Genomic DNA, 17,292 nt, shown 5'->3' on the forward strand with positions numbered 1-17,292 from the left:
CGTGTTCCGTCCCATGACCCGGAACCTCCTCCTGCTGTGCACCGTCCTGCTGGCCGCCTGCGGCGAGGCGCCCACCGTGTCCGTCTTCACGGCGGCGCCGGGCACCATCGCCAAGGGCACCTCCGCCAAGCTCGTCTTCGCCGCCGAGGGCGAGGACAAGCTCACCCTCGAGCCCGGTGTCGGTGACGTCACCGGCAAGAGCGAGGTGGAGGTGACGCCTGGCGAGACGACCACCTACACCCTGGCGGCGCGCAACGGCTCGGGCGTCACCACCAAGACGCTCACCCTCACGGTGGGCCCCACGCCGGCCGCGGGCTTCAAGCTCGTCGCGGCGGGCGCCTTCACCGCGGGCACGCCGGCCAACGTCACCGTCACGGCGGTGGACCCGTCCGGCGCCACCGTGCCCTCCTACGCGGGCACGGTGCACCTGGTGAGCAACGACGGGGCCGCGGAGCTCCCGGCCGACTTCGCCTTCACCGCCGCGGACAAGGGCGTGAAGACGGTGCCGGTGACGTTCCGCACCTCGGGCGCGCGCCTGCTCATCGCCAGCGGCACCGTGGGCGGTGGCATGCTGGGCTCGTTCAGCACCACCAGCGATGCCTTCACCGTGAAGGCCGGTCCGGCCGCCCGGATGAACCTCTCGGGCCTGCTGCCCGAGTCCGAGTCGGGCGCGGAGGTGACGTTCCAGGTGTCCTTCGTGGACGCCTTCGGCAACGTCGCCACGGACTACTCCACCCAGCTGCGCATCCAGACCAGCGATGAGAGCACCCCGGTGCTCGTCGATGCGAGCAACGGTGCCGCCACCATCCGCCTCTCCCTCTTCCGGGCGGGCGTGCAGTCCATCACCGTGCAGGACACGCACAACGACGACGTGAAGACCACGGCCGAGCTCCGGGTGCGGCCGAGCGCCGCAGTGTCCTACGCCCTCTCCGAGCTGCCGGCCACCGCGCGCGTGGGCGAGCCGCTCGCGCTCTCCATCACCGCGCTCGACGCCAAGGGCAACCGCGCCACCAGCTACGCGGGCAAGGTGCGCATCAGCTCGCTGGACGCGGCCATGGAGCTGCCGGCCGACGCGTCCTTCTCGCAGGGCGTGGCGCTGGTCTCGGTCGCGTTCCGTACTCCGGGCAACCAGACGGTGACGGCGACGGAAGTGGGCGGCACCCTGACGGCCACCACCTCCAGCGTGAAGGTGACGTCCGCCGAGGCCGCTCGCATCGTCCTGTCCGGCACGGGTCCGGCCACGGCGGGCGGCGCCTCCGCCTTCACCGCCACGGTGGTGGACACGTTCGGCAACACCGTCACCGGCTACCGCGGCACCGTGGGCTTCAGCTCGACGGACTCCCGCGCGACGGTGCCCGCCGCCTACACGTTCACCGAGACGGACTCCGGCACCCGGACCTTCTCGGCCAGCTTCAAGACCGCGGGCACCCAGTCCGTCACCGTGACGGACAGCGCCCGCGCCGGGCTGACGGTCTCCGGTGCGTTCTCCGTCTCGTCGGCGGACGCCTCGGCGTGTGAGCTTTCGGAGGTGCCGGCCACGGCCACCGCGGGCTCCCAGCTCCCGCTGCGCGTGACGGTGCGCGATGCGTTCGACAACACCGTGTCCGGCTACAGCGGCACGGTGATCATCACCTCCTCCGACACCCACCCCTCGGCGGTCATGCCCGAGGCCGCGGCCTACGCTCCGGCGAGGGATCAGGGCACGCGCCTCTTCGCCGCGAAGCTGGTGAGCGTCGGCGGCCAGACCCTCACCGCCACGGACGTGACGGGCGCCTGGTCGTGCTCGGCCCCGGTGACCATCCATCCGGCCGCGCCGAGGCTCCTCCTGTCCGGCACCGGTCCGGCCACGGCGGGTGACGCCTCCGCCTTCACCGCCACGGTGACGGACATCTTCGGCAACACCATCACCGGCTACCGCGGCACCGTGGACTTCAGCTCGACGGACTCCCGCGCGGCGCTGCCCGCCTCCTACACGTTCACCGAGGCGGACTCCGGCACCCGGACCTTCTCGGCCAGCTTCAAGACCGCGGGCACCCAGGCCGTCACCGTGACGGACAGCGCCCGCGCGGACGTGACGGTCTCCGGTTCGTTCTCCGTCTCGCCCGCGGCGGCCTCGGCGTGTGAGCTCTCGGAGGTGCCGGCCACGGCCACCGCGGGCGCCCAGCTCCCGCTGCGCGTGACGGTGCGCGATGCGTTCGGCAACACCGTGTCTGGCTACAGCGGCACGGTGGCCATCACCTCCTCCGACACCCACCCCTCGGCGGCCATGCCCGAGGCGGCGGCCTACGCTCCGGCGAAGGACCAGGGCACGCGGCTCTTCGCCGCGAAGCTGGTGAGCGTCGGCGGCCAGACCCTCACCGCCACGGACGTGGCGGGCGGCTGGTCGTGCTCGGCCCCGGTGACCATCCATCCGGCCGCGCCGGCGATCCTCCTGTCCGGCACCGGTCCGGCCACGGCGGGCGACGCCGCCTCCTTCACCGCCACGGTGAAGGACACGTTCGGCAACACCGTCACCGGCTACCGCGGCACCGTGGACTTCAGCTCGACGGACTCCCGCGCGGCGCTGCCCGCCGCCTACACGTTCACCGAGACGGACTCCGGTACCCGGACCTTCTCGGCCACCTTCAAGACGGCGGGCGCCCAGTCCATCACCGTGAAGGACAGCGCGCTCGCCGAGGTGACGGGCTCCGGTGCGTTCTCCGTCTCGGCGGCGGCGGCCTCGGCCTGTGACATCTCGGACGTGCCGGCCACGGCCATCGCGGGCACCGCCTTCCCGGTGCGCGTGACGGTGCGTGACGCGTTCGACAACACCGTGTCCGGCTACAGCGGCACGGTGGCTGTCACCTCCACCGACTCCAACCCCTCGGCGGCCATGCCCGAGGCGGTGGCCTACGTGCCCGCGAAGGACCAGGGCTCGCGCCTCTTCTCCGCGAAGCTGGCGGGCTCCGGCGGCCAGATGCTCACCGCCACGGACGTGGCGGGCGGCTGGTCGTGCAAGGCCTCGGTGACCATCAACCCGGCCGCGCCGAGGATCCACGTGGCGCTGCCTGGCGACACCAACGCTGGCTACCCGGTGACGGCGGTGGTGAGCGTGAAGGACACCTACGGCAACCCCATCTCCTACGCGGGCAGCCTCACCTTCAGCAGCTCCGACACGGCCGCGACCCTGCCGGGCACGCTCACCCTCACGGGCGGCGAGAGCGGCACCTCTACGGTGAGCGCCACCTTCAACACCCTGGGCGCGCAGGAGCTCAAGGCCACCCTCGTCGGGGATGCCTCGCTCTCCGGCGCGGGCACCACCGCGGTGCACGGGCTCGTCTACACGGACCCGACGCCCGGCATGGGCAAGGTGCGCTTCGTGGTGAACACGGCCGCCTCCTCGGCGAAGCTGGTGCAGCTGGACCTGGTGGCCAACACCTCGGTGATCGCCACCTCCGGCGGCTCCATCCCCGCGCGCGGCGGCGTCTACTCGGCCGGCATGAACCTGCCGTTGGACTCCACCCGCGTCATGGCCGACACCACCCTGCTGGTGGAGGGCAACGCCCTCAGCCTGGGCTCGGCGCCCAAGGCGGTGGCCGCGGCGCTGCCGGACTCGGGCCCCACCTCGGGCGTCCTCTACACCGGCGTGAGCCAGAAGTTCGACGGCGCGGGCAAGGCGACGGGTGACGTGAGCATCATCCCCGGCCGCGTCTTCTACTCGGTGCGGCTGAAGCTGCCGGCCACGGCCACCGTGGGCACCGTCTTCAACGGCCCCAGCCTGGACACCCGCTTCCGTGCCGCCGTCCGCAACCGCGCCGGTGACGAGGTGATGTCCAACGCCGACTTCGCCATCGGCAAGCTCGAGGTCCGCTAAGCCTCCCAGCCGAGGGGCAGGCCGCGTGCCCTGCCCGTCCCCGAGCCTCCTCCTGCCCCAGGGCGGGAGGGGGCTTCTTCATTTTTGAGAATCAAGAACAATACGTGAAATCACGTACCGGGCGGCTCCCTCATTCTTCCTACCTTTGGTGCTTTGTCAGTTTTTCTTTGGGTATGCTACCCTACCGCAGATAAGCGCAGAGCCACCCCGGTGGGCTCAGCGCACACCCCTGAATGAAGACCGGCGCCCCCCGCCGGACCCCCCTTCCGGAGGACAGACACGGATGAAAGCGCTGCGCATTCGCCCCCTGGTCGTTCTGTGCCTCATGACGTTGCCCTTCGTTGCGAGTGCAACGGACGTCCGCTTCGAGCAAGGCTCGCTCATCATTCCCATGCAGCGGGCCTACCAGACCCAGTGTGGGGCGGTTTCGGCCTACGGCCTCATCTACCGGCTGCTGCAGAAGAAGGTGACGGTCTACTGGGCGGTGCAGCCCACCAAGACGAGCCACCACCGCTGCAAGAACGCGGCGAGCGCGCCGGCGGTCAACATCGACGGCTGTGACATGGAGGTGGCCAAGGAGACCGGCTGGCCCGTGTCGCTGTTGAACAACAAGACCGGCACGTTCACCGACGACTTCCTCACCTTCGACAGCACCGACGCCCGCCCCGACTCGACCGACACGGGCGAGACCAGCTTCCGGGTGAACGGCACGGTGAAGCGCCTGCGCTACATGGGCGGCCCCTTCATCATCGAGGCCGCCGAGGCGGCCAGGGCCATCCAGCTGCTGAAGGACGACCCGGACTTCGACAAGTTCCGCGGAGCGGAAGGCGCCGCCAACTGCGCCCCGGGCACGGCCTTCAACGTCCGGCTGCACCGGGCCAACAACGCCTTCGTGGCCCCCATCGCCCGCATCATGAACGAGGTGCCGCCGCCCATCGCGCTCGTCGAGGGCAGTGGCGGCTCGGTGGGCATCCTCCGCCAGTACCTCGCCAATGCCGGCCTGTACTTCACGGGCGCCGAGGGCACCTTCGAGAGCCACGGCAAGATCTTCGACGTGCTCCACCAGGAGCGCGACCTCGTCTCCGACACCACCTACCCCAAGGGCAAGCTCAACTGGGCGCCCAACCCGGCCACGCCGAACAAGACCTACTACAAGGTGATGTGGGCGCCGCACTGGGAGGGCAACACGTCGCAGCAGGAGAAGCTCAAGCAGGGGCTGGCCAACATCGCCCACTTCGCCGACCTGGGGAACAGCATCTTCAACGAGTGCGCCTCCATCCAGACGTACGAGGACAGCTACTGGCCCAACGACAGCAAGCGCACCCACTACAACGACAACGAGCCCACCCAGTTCATGTCGAAGCTGGATCCGGCGAATGCGTCGGGGCCGGGCCTGCAGACCATGGGGACGAGTGAGCTGACGAGCGGTGGTTTCGCCACCAGCGGGCTGGACTGCTCGGATCCGGGCGCCACGGGTGACTGCTACATCTTCCGCAACTACGGGGACCTGTTCAGCCAGAAGGGGGACTACCCGTTCTTCATCACCTCGGGCCTCGTGGAGGGCTTCCGTCCGCGCGCCGGCAAGGACTACGGCCCCGGCACCCTGCGGATGATCACCACGAAGTCGGGCACCTCCGCCAAGAATGGCTGGGACCTGTACATCTCCCGGCCCAAGGACAACAACCGCCAGAAGGGCAACATCCTCTACCTGGCCGGCCACAGCTTCGCGTCCTATACGGCGGGCAACCGCGTCGTCCTCAACACGCTGCTCAACCTCGCCTACAAGCCCAGCTCGCTGGAGACCAGCCGCGCCGAGCCGGTGGCCGACATCCTCTACAAGCCGGACAACACCGTGGACAAGGTGAACGTGCTCTCGGGCACCTTCCTGGACACGCCGCCCCCGGCCCACTTCCCCGAGCGCATCAACTTCCAGATGGGCGCCAAGGGCGCGGACTGGATCTTCCCCTATGTGGAGGGCCGCTTCCGCTCCATCCCGGCCGACGGCATCGGTGACAGCCGCCAGGGTTACGCCAAGAACGCCGAGTGGGAGGCCACCGAGCGCATGCCCCAGCCGGACAAGCGCACGATCTTCACCGTGCTGGGCAGTAACCAGCAGGGGCTCCAGAAGGTGCGCTTCCACCTGGACGAGCTCAAGTCGGGCTGCCAGGACGACGCCACCACCGGCAAGCTGCGCAACGTGTGTGATCTCCAGGAGGCCATCGGGCTGGACCGCAACTCCTCGGGGGTGAGCATCCTGGACCCGGACGGGGACGGCATCGTCGATTCGCTGCTCGCGGCGCTGTTCAATGAGTACAACCACACCAGCCGGCACTTCGTGCAGCGGGTGCGGGGCTTCTGCGTGGCGCACGACATCACGGATGGCACCCCGTACGACGACATGGAGCCCAGCGAGTCCCGGTGCGACAACCGCCAGTTCGGCGAGGTCCGCTCCACGCTCGGCGGCCTGGATCACGCGAGCCCGGCGGTGGTGGGCCGCAGCGACTACATCGAGGTCCAGCGCCCGGACATGGCCTACATCGGCGGCCTGGACGGCCAGCTGCACGCCATCTACCTGCGCGGCTCCATCCCCGGCTCCACGGCGCCCGCGGCGGGCACCGAGCTGTGGTCCTTCATCCCCAAGGGCCAGCTGCCGCGCCTGCGCACCAACGACGCCCGGGTGGACATCTCGCCCGTCGTCTCCGACGTGTACGTGGACTACGACGACGTGAACCGGGACGGCGTGCTGTCTCCGAACGAGCGCAACACCGGCGTGTTCCGCTGGCGCACGGTGCTCGTCTCCGGCTCGGGCCGCCTGGGCGGGGAGATGTTCGCGCTGGACGTGACGGATCCGCGCTTCCCCACCGTGCTGTGGGACGTGACGGCGAACCTGGACAACACGGATGATCCGACGGCGGCCAAGAACATGGCCTTCACGTGGTCCGACGAGATGGGCAAGCCCGCGCCGGACTACGCGAAGCTGGACGAGGCGGTGCGCTCGGGCCCCTACAACTACAAGGACTTCGGCGACTCGCTGGCGATGAACCTGGTGCCGGTGCGCCGGGGCAACCTGCCGTCCTTCCAGGTGATCGTCGCCACCAACGGCGCGAAGAGCGGGGCGCAGCAGATGCAGGTGTTCGCCCTGGACGCGGGCACGGGCCGCAAGCTCTGGCAGTGGGAGCGGCCCTATGGCGCCAGCACCTCCAACTCGGTGCCGGGCGGCACCTCGACGCTGGACATCGACAACGACGGGGCCATGGACCGCGTGTACGTGGGAGACATGGAGGGCCGGCTCTGGGAGCTGGACATCCACACCGGCGCCAACCTCAACTCCTTCAGCAACGCGTCCGTGGGCACCGGCAGCTACCCGCTGTTCTCCACCGACGATCCCCAGCACCCCATCAGCACCGTGCCGGCCATCATGCGGCTGCCGTATGAGCTGGGCTCGGACGGGCTCTTCTCGAAGCTGGGCGTGGGCAAGGCGGCCGCAGGCAAACTGGCGATCGTCTTCGGCACGGCGGGCCCGGACTGGGTGCTCTCGACGAACCCGGCCATCAAGGGCCGGGTGTACGTGGTGGCCTCCAGCCCGGAGGACCTGCGCATCCGCCACCAGCTCACCTACGACAAGGTGACGCCCATCTCCTCCTCGCTGGCGCCCGAGATGGCCCGGTGGGGCACCGCGAAGCAGGGGGCGGCCGTCTTCCTCGAGCTGGCGGAGAAGGAGCGCGCCGTGGGCTCGCCGAAGCTGGTGGGCAGCAAGATCGTGCTCACCACGGCCTACGGCACCACGGACACCAACCCCTTCAAGTCGGACATGCAGGGACGCACCCACGTGCTCGACATGAGCAAGTCGGGCTCGGACGGGGACAAGATCGTGAGCGAGAGCGGCAAGGCGGCGGCCGGCAGTCTGGTGCTGCCCGATGGCACCATCGTCACCCAGAGCATGGTGGGCCTGCAGAAGACGCCGGACAACAGTGCGCTCGGCAGCGTTCCGGTGTCCGGCGTCGCCGGGAAGCGGTCGCCGGGACGGATTGGCTCGTGGCTGGACCTGGGCCGGGCCCTCGCGGAGTAGGTGGAAGCATGCGCAGGCAGAGACATCCTCGAGGCATGACGCTGGTCGAGGTGATGGTGGGCATGGGGCTGGTGGCGGTGGCGATGTTGGCGCTGGTGTCGGCCAACACGCTCGCCGCCCGCGCCTCCAGCCGCTCCTACCGCCACCACATGGCCATGCGGCTGGCACAGCAGCGGGTGGATGTGTTGGCCGTCGGCGAGCAGAAGCTGAAGCTGCGCCCGGTGGCCAGCGGCGCCACGTTCGTCCCGGATGGGACGGCCGTGGACTGCCAGGAGGCCTTCGGGGCCGCGGCCTCGACCGCGGCCCTGGCGGAGCTGTGCAGCGGGGCCACGCCCGACGTGATGGGCTGGGTGGACATCTACGGCCGCCCGTGCAGGCGCACCGGAAAGCCGGAGGAGGGCTTCCACGCCACCTGCCAGTACCGCCGCTACGTGCGTTTCGAGCAGGTCCCCTCGGGCAGCAACCAGGGGGACCTCTGGCGGGTGTTCGTGGCGGTCAGCCACGCGCCCAACGGCCAGTGCAGCAACTTCAGAGAGGGTGATTCCCAATGCGTCGTCACCAGCGCCGTCCTGACCCGCTAGCGCTCGCCCGCAAGCGCCGCTCGGCGCGAGGGCTCACCCTGGTGGAGCTGTTGCTCAGCGCCGCGCTGGGCATCCTGATGCTCGGCGCGGCCGTGGTGGTGTTGCTGGCGGCCGGGCGGATGAGGCGCAACCAGCAGCTGCTGTCGGACGCCAACGAGGAGGCCCGCACAGCCCTGCGCCAGGTGTCCCGGGCCCTGGCCTCCGCGGGAGCGGGCGGCTCCGTCTACAGCTTCACGGACACGGATGGCACGCGGCGGCAGCGCCCTGCCCTGCTCTTCACCAACGGCACCACCGCCCTCAACGGCGCGTCCATGCCGCAGACCCCCGACTCGGTGACGCTGCTGCGCTACGGCGCGGATCGCCGCACCGTGCTGGTGGCGCCGATCGGGACGGACCAGGTGAGCGTGGCCCCGGATGGGCGGCTGCCGGCGACTCCCGGGGTGCATCCGGAGATCTTCCTTCCCGGGGAGAGCGCGCTCATCACCAACTTCCAGCGCTCCATGCTGGTGCCCTTCCGGACCAAGAGCCTCGGCATGGGGTCCGCCGCGCGCAACGTGGTCCAGCTGAGCACGGACATCAATCCCGCGGCGCTGCAGGATGCGCTGATCCCCATCGAGCCGGGGGCCACCGTGTTCCCGGTGCAGGTCGTCCGCTTCCGGGTGATGCACGTGCCCGCGCAGGGCCGGGAGCCGGAGCGGGCCGATCTGGTGATGGAGACGCTGAACTGGCAGACGCTGGATCCGCTCAACCCGCCCCAGCGCCGGGTGCTGGCCAAGGACATCGAGGACTTCCAGGTGCAGTGGGGCTACGACCGCAACGACGATGGCGTGGCGGACGAGGGCTACACCGACCAGGGGCCCACCACCGCCATGATGGATCCGGGGCTCACCTTCGCCCGGCTCACCATCTCGGCGCGCACGAGCAACACCCTCGTCACCAATGAGGGGGAGTACATCGTGAACGAGGAGACCCCCTTCGAGCGAGGCATCGACCTGGGAGGGGGGCCCCGGCCTCCCGTCAGCGGGCATCGCCGCCGGGTGCTCAGCACCGTGGTCCTGCTCAAGAACGTCGCCGCACCCCGTATCTGATGGCTGGAGAGCGTGACATGAAGGCCCGAGCCCCTCGTCGTGGTTCCACCCTGCTGACGGCCCTGGGCGTGACGCTGCTGATCGCCCTGATCATCTTCGGCGCCCTGGCGTACACGGGGGCCGAGCAGGAGCGCAGCGGCCGCTCCGTGCGCGACATCGACGCGCAGACCTGCTCCGAGTCCGCCGCGCAGTGGGGCCGCAAGTACTACAGCGAGAACTACCCCCGCTGGAACCAGATGCTGTCGGGGGTGATGCGCGGCTACAACAACCCGGAGTCGAAGCTGGAGAACATGGCCGCCGATTGGGGCGAGGGCTCCTTCGGCCGCATCGACGGGCAGACCGTCCGGATGCCGGACCGTCCGCCGGACTTCCGGGTCACCATCGCCGACAACATCGACGAGTTCCCTCCGGTGGAGCCCAACCCCTTCCAGGACAATGATCTGCAGGTGGTGCTCCGGGCCGAGTGCCTCAACCCCCGCCTGGCCATCTCGCCGCCGAAGGTGGTGGAGAACCTGGGCGAGACGGCCGAGCCGGATCCGAACAACTGGCGCGGCCGGGTGCTCGCCGAGACGAACGAGACGCGCCGCAACAAGGTCGTCGAGATCGTGCTCATCCACACCCCCAACAACGAGTACAAGGGGCAGCGGGGCAGCGGGGCCAGCGGCGACCAGAACGTCTTCAACTGACCTACGCGCGCTTGAGGGCCACGAGGAAGCGCGCCTCGGCTACCACGGTGCCGTCCGCCGTCTCCAGCCGCACCGGCACCCAGCCCTGCGCCTTGTCCCCCGGCTGGCGCAGCGACTCGCGCAACGCGGCCAGGACCTCGGCGGGGGGCTCGCACACCGCGTACACCGTGCCCCGGGCCTTGGCCCGGAAGTCCGTCTCCACCCGGTTCACCAGCGCCAGGTACGCGCCCATGGGGAAGTGACGGAAGACGAGCATCCCCATCGTCACCTCCATCACCGTCATCATCGCGCCGAAGTAGATGCTGCCCACGTGGTTGCGCGTGCGCCGGGTGAGGGGCAGCCGCGAGCGCGCACGCGTCTCGGACACCTCCTCCACCCGGATGCCCATGCCGGCGGCCGTCGGGATGATGCGCGGCAGCGCCACCGTCATCACCAGGTTGGCCGCGGCCGGAGACACCTGGCGCAGCCTGTCCACGAGCTCGAGCGCGCGCATGAGGCCCCCAGAGCGTCCGTGCCTACCGGCCGCGCGCCGCGGGCAGCGCCGAGGCCCCGCGCACCGCCGACGAACCCGCCTCCAGCGCTTCGATCCGCTTGCGCTGGCGGTGGCGGAGGATCTTCTCGTAGGCGAGGTTCAGCTCGCGCATCTTCGCTTCGGAGCCACCCCGGTCCGGGTGCCGCTCCAGCGCCAGCTCGCGGAAGCGCGCCCGCACCGCCTCGGGAGAGTCCGAGGGCGACACGCCCAGCACCCGGTAGGGGTCCTGATCGTCGATGGCCGCCAACCACGCCTCCAGCCGGTCCTTCACGGCGAGGAACTGCGCGTCCCCCTCCGTCTTCTCCTTCACCGGGTGGGTGCGCATCTTCGCGTCCGCGCGGAGCACGTCCGTGTAGACGCTGGAGACCCAGCGGTGGCACGAGCCGCACCGGAAGTACTTGACCCGTGGCCCCGAGTGGCCGGTCATGCGCACGCCGCAGTGGGTGCACTCGACCTCCACGTTCTCCAGGGTCCGCCAGTTCCAGTTCGTCGCAGCCGCCGCGCTCATGGTGCTCTCGACCTCTCCCGTGCAGGCGCTACAGGCCTGTTGTGGGTGTCAAGGTCCCACGATCCGATCGTCCGTCAAGAAATCTGCAACCAGACGGTCGCGCTGCTAGAAGCGGGCGGATGCTCGACAAGACGATCGCCTTCCTCGGCGCCGGCAACATGGCCGAGGCGCTCATCAAGGGGCTGCTGCGCGCCGGCAACGCGAAGCCCGAGTCCATCATCGCCACCGGGCGCCGGGGGGAGCGGCTGGAGACGCTCCAGCGCACCTATGGGGTGCGGACCACCCAGGACAACTTGGCGGCGGTGCGCGAGGCGGACGTGGTGGTGCTCTCCGTGAAGCCGCAGGCGCTGGACAAGCTGCTCATGCACGTGGCCACGGCGGTGGATCCGAACAAGCTCATCATCTCCGTGGCGGCCGGCGTGCCCATCGCGGCCATGGAGCGGCGGCTGGGGGCGGGGGCGCGCATCATCCGCACCATGCCCAACACCCCCTCCCTGGTGGGCATGGGTGCCTGCGCGCTGTCCCCGGGCGAGCACGCCAGCGAGGCGGACCTGGCGGTGGCCACCCGCATCTTCCAGTCCGTGGGCACCACCACCGTGGTGGACGAGAACCTCCTGGACGCCGTCACCGGCCTGTCCGGCAGCGGCCCCGCCTACATCTTCCTCATCATCGAGGCCCTCTCGGACGCGGGCGTGAAGGTGGGCCTGCCCCGCTACACCGCCCTCAAGCTGGCCGCCCAGACGGTGTTGGGCAGCGCCCAGCTGCTCATCGAGACGGGCGCCCACCCCGGGCAGCTGAAGGATCAGGTGACGAGCCCCGGGGGCACGGCGATCGCTGGCCTGCATACCCTGGAGGCAGGCGGGCTGCGCACCACCCTCATCAACGCGGTGGAGGCGGCCACCCGGCGCGCCAAGGAGCTGGGGGAGCAGTTCCTGGAGAAGTCCTAGGGCTGGCTTATACTGGGGGGCATGAAGATCACCCCGCTCGACATCCGGCAGAAGCGCTTCGAGACGGCCCTGCGCGGCTTCTCGAAGCGTGAGGTGGAAGCCTTCCTGGAGCTCATCGCCGGCGAGTTCGAGGAGGTGGTGAAGGAGAACATCGGCCTGAAGGAGGAGCTCAAGCGCACCCAGCTCAAGCTGGAGCAGCACCTGGAGCGCGAGCGCACCCTGCAGGAGACGATGGTCACCGCCCAGCGCATCAGCGAGGACATGAAGGGCGCGGCCAAGAAGGAAGCGGAGATCATCCTCGCGGACGCCGAGCACCAGGCGGAGAAGATCGTCCACGGCGCCCACCAGCGGCTGGTGCAGGTGGTGGAGGACATCAACGAGCTCAAGCGCCAGCGCGCCCAGTTCGAGTCGCAGGTGAAGTCGGTGGTGGAGGCGCACCAGAAGCTGCTGGAGACGTTCAGCGGTCGCACCTTCGCCGACAAGGACTACGCCCGGGTGGAGGACAACGTGGCGTACCTCACGCAGAAGAAGGCGCAGAACGGCGAGTAGCCGGGAGAGGCTCCCATGTCGGCCTCCTGGGTGAAGGAAGTGCCTGGCGCGGTGGAGCTGGCCGTGCTGGTGCAGCCGAGGGCCTCGCGCACCCGCGTGCTGGGCGAGCACGATGGGATGCTGAAAATCCAGCTCGCCGCTCCCCCCGTGGATGGCGAGGCCAACGCGGCCCTGCTGGAGTTCCTGGCGAAGCAGCTGGGGGTGCCGAAGCGGCAGGTGAGCCTGGTGTCCGGTGACACCTCGCGTCGTAAACGGGTGCGAGTCGAGGGGCTTGGCGCGGCGCACGCCGAGGCTGTTATGTCTGGGGCCACGTGAGGCTCCCATGCGCCACCTGCTCCTGCTCCTGATGCTGTTGCTCTCCCCGCTGGCGCGGGCGCAGGAGCTGACGCTTCCCACGCCCGAGGCCGGCCACGCCAACGGAGGCGTGGAGCCGGCGATGGTCCCCCTGCCCCGCCCGGAGCTGGTGGTGGGCGAGGTGACCACGAAGCGCTTCCGGCTGCTCTACACGGCGAAGTCCGAGGGCTCCGCGCGCCAGCTGGCTGGCAGCATCGAGTCCATCCGCGACGGCTTCGTGAGCGTGCTGGGGCGGGACTGGCCGGGGGTGACGGAGATCCGCGTAGGCGTGGGCCGCCAGGAGTTCGAGGCGCTGGCGCTGCCCGGCGGAGCGCCTCCGGGCTGGGCGGTGGCGCTGGCCTACCCCTCGCACCGGATCGTCCTGCTCAACGCCCTGACGATGGCGGGGCCCGAGGGCATGGTGACGCTGCGGCACGAGCTGGCGCACGTGGCGCTGGGGCAGCTGGCCCGGGGCTGGCCGCGCTGGTTCCAGGAGGGCCTGGCGCAGAACCTGACGGGCGAGAACTGGTCCATGACGCACTACACGGCCCTCTTTCGCGCGGTGACGCAGGAGAAGGTGTTCCGCTTCGAGCACCTGCACGACGCGTGGCCGGACCTGCCCTCGGACGTGGAGATCGCCTACGCGCAGAGCGCGGCCTTCGTGGCGTGGCTGTCGGCGAGGTACGGGCCGGAGGGCATGGGCCGGCTGGTGGACGAGGTGGCCACGGGCCAGCCCTTCGAGCGGGCCTTCGGCAAGGCCTTCAGCTCGTCGCTGTGGGTGGAGGAGCTGGCGTGGCGGGAGGGGCTGGCGGCGCGCTACGGCTGGCTGCCGCTGACGACGAGCTCCTCGCTGCTGTGGCTGGGGATGACGGGGCTGGTGGTGGCGGCGTACGTGCGGCGGCGCAAGCAGAAGGAGGAGCACCTGGCGCAGATGGAGGCGCAGGATGCCGCCGAGGAGGCGCAGCTGCGCGCGGCCCTCGAGGCGGAGCTGGCCCAGCAGCGCGCCCTGCTCGTGCCCGCGACGCCGTTGCCGGTGGACGGGATGGAGCCCGCGGACGCACCGAAGCCCGCGGACGCGGCGGCCCTCGAGTGGAGCGAGCCCGTCGAGCCGCTGGTGACCAACGGCCCGGAATTCGAGGACGACGAGGAAGGGATGCCTCGTCCGCCCAAGCCGACAGTGCACTGAAACGGGAGTCGCGCCCTGTCCTTCCGGTGGGAAAAGACCTGCCCACGGAAGAGACCGCATGACCCACGGCCCTCCCCTTTGCTCTCCCGCGGCGAAAAATCTACAGCCCGCCTGGGACTCCCAAGCCCCAGGCGCTGAGCCAAACGGCTGATTTCACTGTCCAATCCCCTGGGCGCGAGCGCTGGCAACCGGTTTGCTTTAGACGGCGCCACGAGAGCGGAGGGCAGCGGAATGGTGGAGCGCGCACGGCGAGGGGCAGGGGTGGCGAGGGTGTTCGCGGGGCAGCCGGAGCGGCTGGCCGCGGCATGGCGCCGGGTGCGCTTCGCCGAGGCGCGCAAGGACGGGGGGCCGCCGCGCAACCAGTTGGACAGCGTGGTGGAGCCGTTCATTCGCGAGGTGGGCAAGAAGCTGGAGGGCAAGGAAGGCAGCCCGTGGAGCCGGACGCGCGCGGTGCTGAGGCTGGCGCCGATGCGGGGGGTGCGCGCGCTGCACGAGGAGTTCGCGGCGCTGCGCCGCTGCCTGGTGGACGCGGTGGAGGCCTTGGGTGGAGGCGACGCGGAGCGGGCGGTGGTGAACCAGGCGCTGGACGAGGCGGTGGACTCGGCGGTGGCGCTGATGGAGCGCCTGGGCAATCCGCTGGCGCCGAGGCCGCGCGTGCCCTTCGCGGGACTGGTGGTGCAGCTCTTCGAGAAGCAGCCGGTGGCGATCCGCGAGCGGCCGCCGGTGACGGAGGAGCACGAGCGATTGGCGATGCATTGAGCTGAGGGGGGTGCCGACCCGTCCGGCTTGACGCCTCCAATGCTGGGAGGCGTCCGAGGGCCGGCGGTTGAAGGGGGCGCGCTGACGGGCGAATTGGGGGGCCCGAGGCGCGAAAAGGGGGCGTGTTCCCGCGCGGGGGTGCGGTGAGCGCGCAAGGAGTGGCCGCTGGAGCCGCGTGAATGGGGGTTCACGCGCCTCGACGGCCGGACGGGTCGGCGTTGTTATCCGGGGCGGACGCATACGGGGGTATGCGTCCGCTCAGGTTTTTTCAGGCTCCGCGCACGTCAGGCTTCCCGGAGCCGCAGGCCGGTAATGCCCGCGCGCTCCATGGCCAGCTTGATGCGCTCGGTGATGATGATGGCTCCCGTCCAGCCCCAAGGACGGCAGATGCTGACGTCTCCCATCCTGGCCGGGTCTACCTTCAATCCACTGACATTCTGATACTTGCCGACCAGTTCTGGCTCTCCATCTTCGGCCGTCCAGTACGACACCTCCTCGCACCGGGCGTCGTCGATGCACCGGATGACGTGCAAGACATTGAGGATGAAGAAGGGAGCGGTCTGCCCTTCCACAAGAGCTGGAATGAATTGGACCTCGTTTTCAAGCTCCAGCTGCTCGAAGAGGGAGACGAAGCGCGGGGTCACCACGGGCGTTGCCAGCTCGGTCAGACTGAAATCCAGCGGAATGCCAAGATGGGCGATGCCAAGAACGGGGCGTCCCTCCAGATGGAGCAGTGTCCCTCTCTTGAACTGCCAGGGGTCCACCTTCCGTCCATGTTCATCAATGTCTGTCTGATACAACACCCAACGGCCCGGTACACTCATCTCGTCCCATAGCTCGAAATAACGCGGAGGAGCGCTCATGGTTGTCTCGTGGCAAGCTTGTTGAGGTCCGAGCCGGACGTGCATAGGTCACGAGCAATGTTGTCGAGAGCCTTGACGAGCCTGCTCCGGCAGGAGGCCTGGGTCTGGCATTCCCCAAGTGCATCCTGGAGGCGGCGGAACACCTCTTCATGGTACGGCTTGGGGTGTGGGCCCACGTGGCCGATGAGATAGACGATGTTCGCTGGGTCATCGAGGCTCATCCCAGCTCGGTCGAAAAGGCGCTTGAACAGCGGAGTCCAGGGACCACCGCTGACATCGGATATGTCGTTCTTGTTCGTGGCGAGGTGATGTGCTTTTGCATCTCCCTTATCCGAGGCATCCCGGCAGGCTCCCGTCGTCCGCGCGGTAGCGGCTGCCGAGGCGACGGCGGCGCTCGCCGTATTCGCAGACACGCCCATGAGGACCACCGTGCCGTTCGCCACGTTCACCTGGGCGCGTGAGCCCGCCGCGACTGAAAAGCCTCCTCGGATGCCGCCTCCCGTGAAAGCGAAACGCGGAGGTGAAAGGCGCGCCCATATCCCTCCCTTGGGCACCTCCGGCAGTCCCTTGGCCAGCTTCGCCCCGGCCACCGTCACCAGCACGCGAAACCCCACTCCCCCGATTGCCTTGCCAAAGCGCTCGGCGGCCGCATCCAACTGCTCCTGCGTCCGCGCAGCCTCCGCCTCCTGGTACAGATTCAGGCACGCCACGCCAACGGTGTAGAGCTCCGCCGCGCTGTAGGTCATCAACAGCCCGAGGGTTACCGCCCCGGCCAGTGCCTTGGAGAAGACAGGCTCGGGCGCGGCCCACGCCGCCATGTACAGCATCATGGACAGGGCCATGGAATACGCGACGGCAGGCGAGCTGAGCAGTTCCACGGCCGCCGCGCGCACGCCGTCGTCCATGTAGCGAGGCGAGAGTTTCAGTGCCAGGAACCACCGGCTGCTCTCGAGCGAGGACAGCAGCGGCATGGAGGCAGCACCGTAGATCTGCGCGTATGCCACTCGCACACGCCGCTCCAGGTCGGAGGAATGAGCGTCCGGCGGTGGTCCCGAGAGAAGGCCCGCCGTCACCGCGAGTGGATGGAGTCCCGTCAGGGAAAGCCGCCCTGCTCGTGGCTTCGGCGCCTGGAATTCCGTCTCCAGGGCCTCCATGAACACCCGTGCCTCTTCCACGGAGAACCGAGCCAGGGCCGGGTCCGGCTCGAGCGGCTTGAAGGTGAGCTCGAGCCCTCGGCCATACGCGGGGCTGTGCTGTTCGCTGACCGCCACGCTCTCCAGGGCCGGAGAGCGCGATTCGGCTTCAGGCGAAGCCGCTCGAGCCCGAAGGGGCACGAGC

At 69.6% G+C, this 17,292-nt stretch carries 14 protein-coding genes; 10 read left to right on the forward strand and 4 right to left on the reverse strand.

Annotated elements, in window-relative coordinates; translation table 11 throughout:
* Positions 1-13: 13 nt before the first annotated feature.
* From NR798_RS29310 to NR798_RS29330, 5 genes are all read left to right on the forward strand, one after another.
* A complete protein-coding gene (locus tag NR798_RS29310; RefSeq protein ID WP_375765809.1) occupies positions 14-3,853 on the forward strand; it encodes a hypothetical protein in 3,840 nt (1,279 codons plus the stop codon).
* A 283-nt stretch (positions 3,854-4,136) separates the two neighbouring features.
* Positions 4,137-7,922: a hypothetical protein gene (locus NR798_RS29315; RefSeq protein ID WP_375765810.1), complete on the forward strand. Its 3,786-nt coding sequence runs from the start codon at positions 4,137-4,139 to the stop codon at positions 7,920-7,922.
* An 8-nt stretch (positions 7,923-7,930) separates the two neighbouring features.
* Positions 7,931-8,503 (forward strand): prepilin-type N-terminal cleavage/methylation domain-containing protein, encoded by a 573-nt coding sequence (locus NR798_RS29320; RefSeq protein ID WP_375765811.1) that lies wholly within the window; start codon positions 7,931-7,933, stop codon positions 8,501-8,503.
* Positions 8,470-9,591, forward strand: a complete 1,122-nt coding sequence (locus NR798_RS29325) for a PilW family protein (protein WP_375765812.1) — start codon at positions 8,470-8,472, stop codon at positions 9,589-9,591. Before NR798_RS29320 ends, NR798_RS29325 begins: the two co-directional genes overlap by 34 nt.
* Positions 9,592-9,608: 17 nt before the next feature.
* The gene (locus NR798_RS29330) at positions 9,609-10,277 is read left to right on the forward strand and encodes a hypothetical protein (protein ID WP_375765813.1); all 669 of its coding nucleotides are present in this window, start codon (positions 9,609-9,611) and stop codon (positions 10,275-10,277) included.
* Between the two features lies 1 nt (position 10,278).
* Here NR798_RS29330 and NR798_RS29335 read toward each other — a convergent pair whose 3' ends face one another.
* Complete coding sequence (locus NR798_RS29335; RefSeq protein WP_375765814.1) at positions 10,279-10,770, reverse strand: DUF4442 domain-containing protein; 492 nt, start codon at positions 10,768-10,770, stop codon at positions 10,279-10,281.
* A gap of 22 nt (positions 10,771-10,792) precedes the next feature.
* Positions 10,793-11,317 carry a J domain-containing protein gene (locus NR798_RS29340; RefSeq protein WP_375765815.1) on the reverse strand — a complete coding sequence of 175 codons (525 nt, stop codon included), beginning with the start codon at positions 11,315-11,317 and terminating at the stop codon, positions 10,793-10,795.
* Between the two features lie 119 nt (positions 11,318-11,436).
* Between NR798_RS29340 and proC the strand changes: the two genes are divergently transcribed.
* The 5 genes from proC to NR798_RS29365 all read left to right on the forward strand — a co-directional run bounded on the left by proC (position 11,437) and on the right by NR798_RS29365 (position 15,091).
* Positions 11,437-12,264 carry a pyrroline-5-carboxylate reductase gene (gene proC, locus NR798_RS29345; protein WP_375765816.1) on the forward strand — a complete coding sequence of 276 codons (828 nt, stop codon included), beginning with the start codon at positions 11,437-11,439 and terminating at the stop codon, positions 12,262-12,264.
* Between the two features lie 21 nt (positions 12,265-12,285).
* On the forward strand, positions 12,286-12,813 hold the full coding sequence (locus tag NR798_RS29350; protein WP_267536046.1) for a DivIVA domain-containing protein: 528 nt from the start codon (positions 12,286-12,288) through the stop codon (positions 12,811-12,813).
* 15 nt (positions 12,814-12,828) lie between these two features.
* Positions 12,829-13,128 (forward strand): DUF167 domain-containing protein, encoded by a 300-nt coding sequence (locus NR798_RS29355; RefSeq protein WP_375765817.1) that lies wholly within the window; start codon positions 12,829-12,831, stop codon positions 13,126-13,128.
* 7 nt (positions 13,129-13,135) lie between these two features.
* Entirely contained in the window at positions 13,136-14,332 is a 1,197-nt protein-coding gene (locus NR798_RS29360) for a peptidase MA family metallohydrolase (protein ID WP_375765818.1), read from the forward strand.
* Positions 14,333-14,593: 261 nt separating this feature from the next.
* On the forward strand, positions 14,594-15,091 hold the full coding sequence (locus NR798_RS29365) for a hypothetical protein (RefSeq protein ID WP_375765819.1): 498 nt from the start codon (positions 14,594-14,596) through the stop codon (positions 15,089-15,091).
* A gap of 284 nt (positions 15,092-15,375) precedes the next feature.
* Here the strand turns inward: NR798_RS29365 and NR798_RS29370 are convergent, their stop codons facing one another.
* Both NR798_RS29370 and NR798_RS29375 read right to left on the reverse strand, forming a co-directional pair.
* The gene (locus NR798_RS29370) at positions 15,376-15,954 is read right to left on the reverse strand and encodes a hypothetical protein (protein WP_375765820.1); all 579 of its coding nucleotides are present in this window, start codon (positions 15,952-15,954) and stop codon (positions 15,376-15,378) included.
* Complete coding sequence (locus NR798_RS29375; RefSeq protein ID WP_375765821.1) at positions 15,951-17,225, reverse strand: AHH domain-containing protein; 1,275 nt, start codon at positions 17,223-17,225, stop codon at positions 15,951-15,953. The genes NR798_RS29370 and NR798_RS29375 overlap by 4 nt, the downstream gene beginning before the upstream one ends.
* Between the last annotated feature and the right edge of the window lie 67 nt (positions 17,226-17,292).

This window comes from Archangium gephyra, assembly GCF_042230915.1.
Classification (GTDB): Bacteria; Myxococcota; Myxococcia; order Myxococcales; family Myxococcaceae; genus Archangium; species Archangium gephyra_B.

Excerpts from the sequence above, each read along its gene's own strand:
- NR798_RS29310 (WP_375765809.1), top strand. The coding sequence starts at position 14 with ATGACCCGGAACCTCCTCCTGCTGTGCACCGTCCTGCTGGCCGCCTGC.
- NR798_RS29315 (WP_375765810.1), top strand. The coding sequence starts at position 4,137 with ATGAAAGCGCTGCGCATTCGCCCCCTGGTCGTTCTGTGCCTCATGACG.
- NR798_RS29320 (WP_375765811.1), top strand. The coding sequence starts at position 7,931 with ATGCGCAGGCAGAGACATCCTCGAGGCATGACGCTGGTCGAGGTGATG.
- NR798_RS29325 (WP_375765812.1), top strand. The coding sequence starts at position 8,470 with ATGCGTCGTCACCAGCGCCGTCCTGACCCGCTAGCGCTCGCCCGCAAG.
- NR798_RS29330 (WP_375765813.1), top strand. The coding sequence starts at position 9,609 with ATGAAGGCCCGAGCCCCTCGTCGTGGTTCCACCCTGCTGACGGCCCTG.
- NR798_RS29335 (WP_375765814.1), bottom strand. The coding sequence starts at position 10,770 with ATGCGCGCGCTCGAGCTCGTGGACAGGCTGCGCCAGGTGTCTCCGGCC.
- NR798_RS29340 (WP_375765815.1), bottom strand. The coding sequence starts at position 11,317 with ATGAGCGCGGCGGCTGCGACGAACTGGAACTGGCGGACCCTGGAGAAC.
- proC (WP_375765816.1), top strand. The coding sequence starts at position 11,437 with ATGCTCGACAAGACGATCGCCTTCCTCGGCGCCGGCAACATGGCCGAG.
- NR798_RS29350 (WP_267536046.1), top strand. The coding sequence starts at position 12,286 with ATGAAGATCACCCCGCTCGACATCCGGCAGAAGCGCTTCGAGACGGCC.
- NR798_RS29355 (WP_375765817.1), top strand. The coding sequence starts at position 12,829 with ATGTCGGCCTCCTGGGTGAAGGAAGTGCCTGGCGCGGTGGAGCTGGCC.
- NR798_RS29360 (WP_375765818.1), top strand. The coding sequence starts at position 13,136 with ATGCGCCACCTGCTCCTGCTCCTGATGCTGTTGCTCTCCCCGCTGGCG.
- NR798_RS29370 (WP_375765820.1), bottom strand. The coding sequence starts at position 15,954 with ATGAGCGCTCCTCCGCGTTATTTCGAGCTATGGGACGAGATGAGTGTA.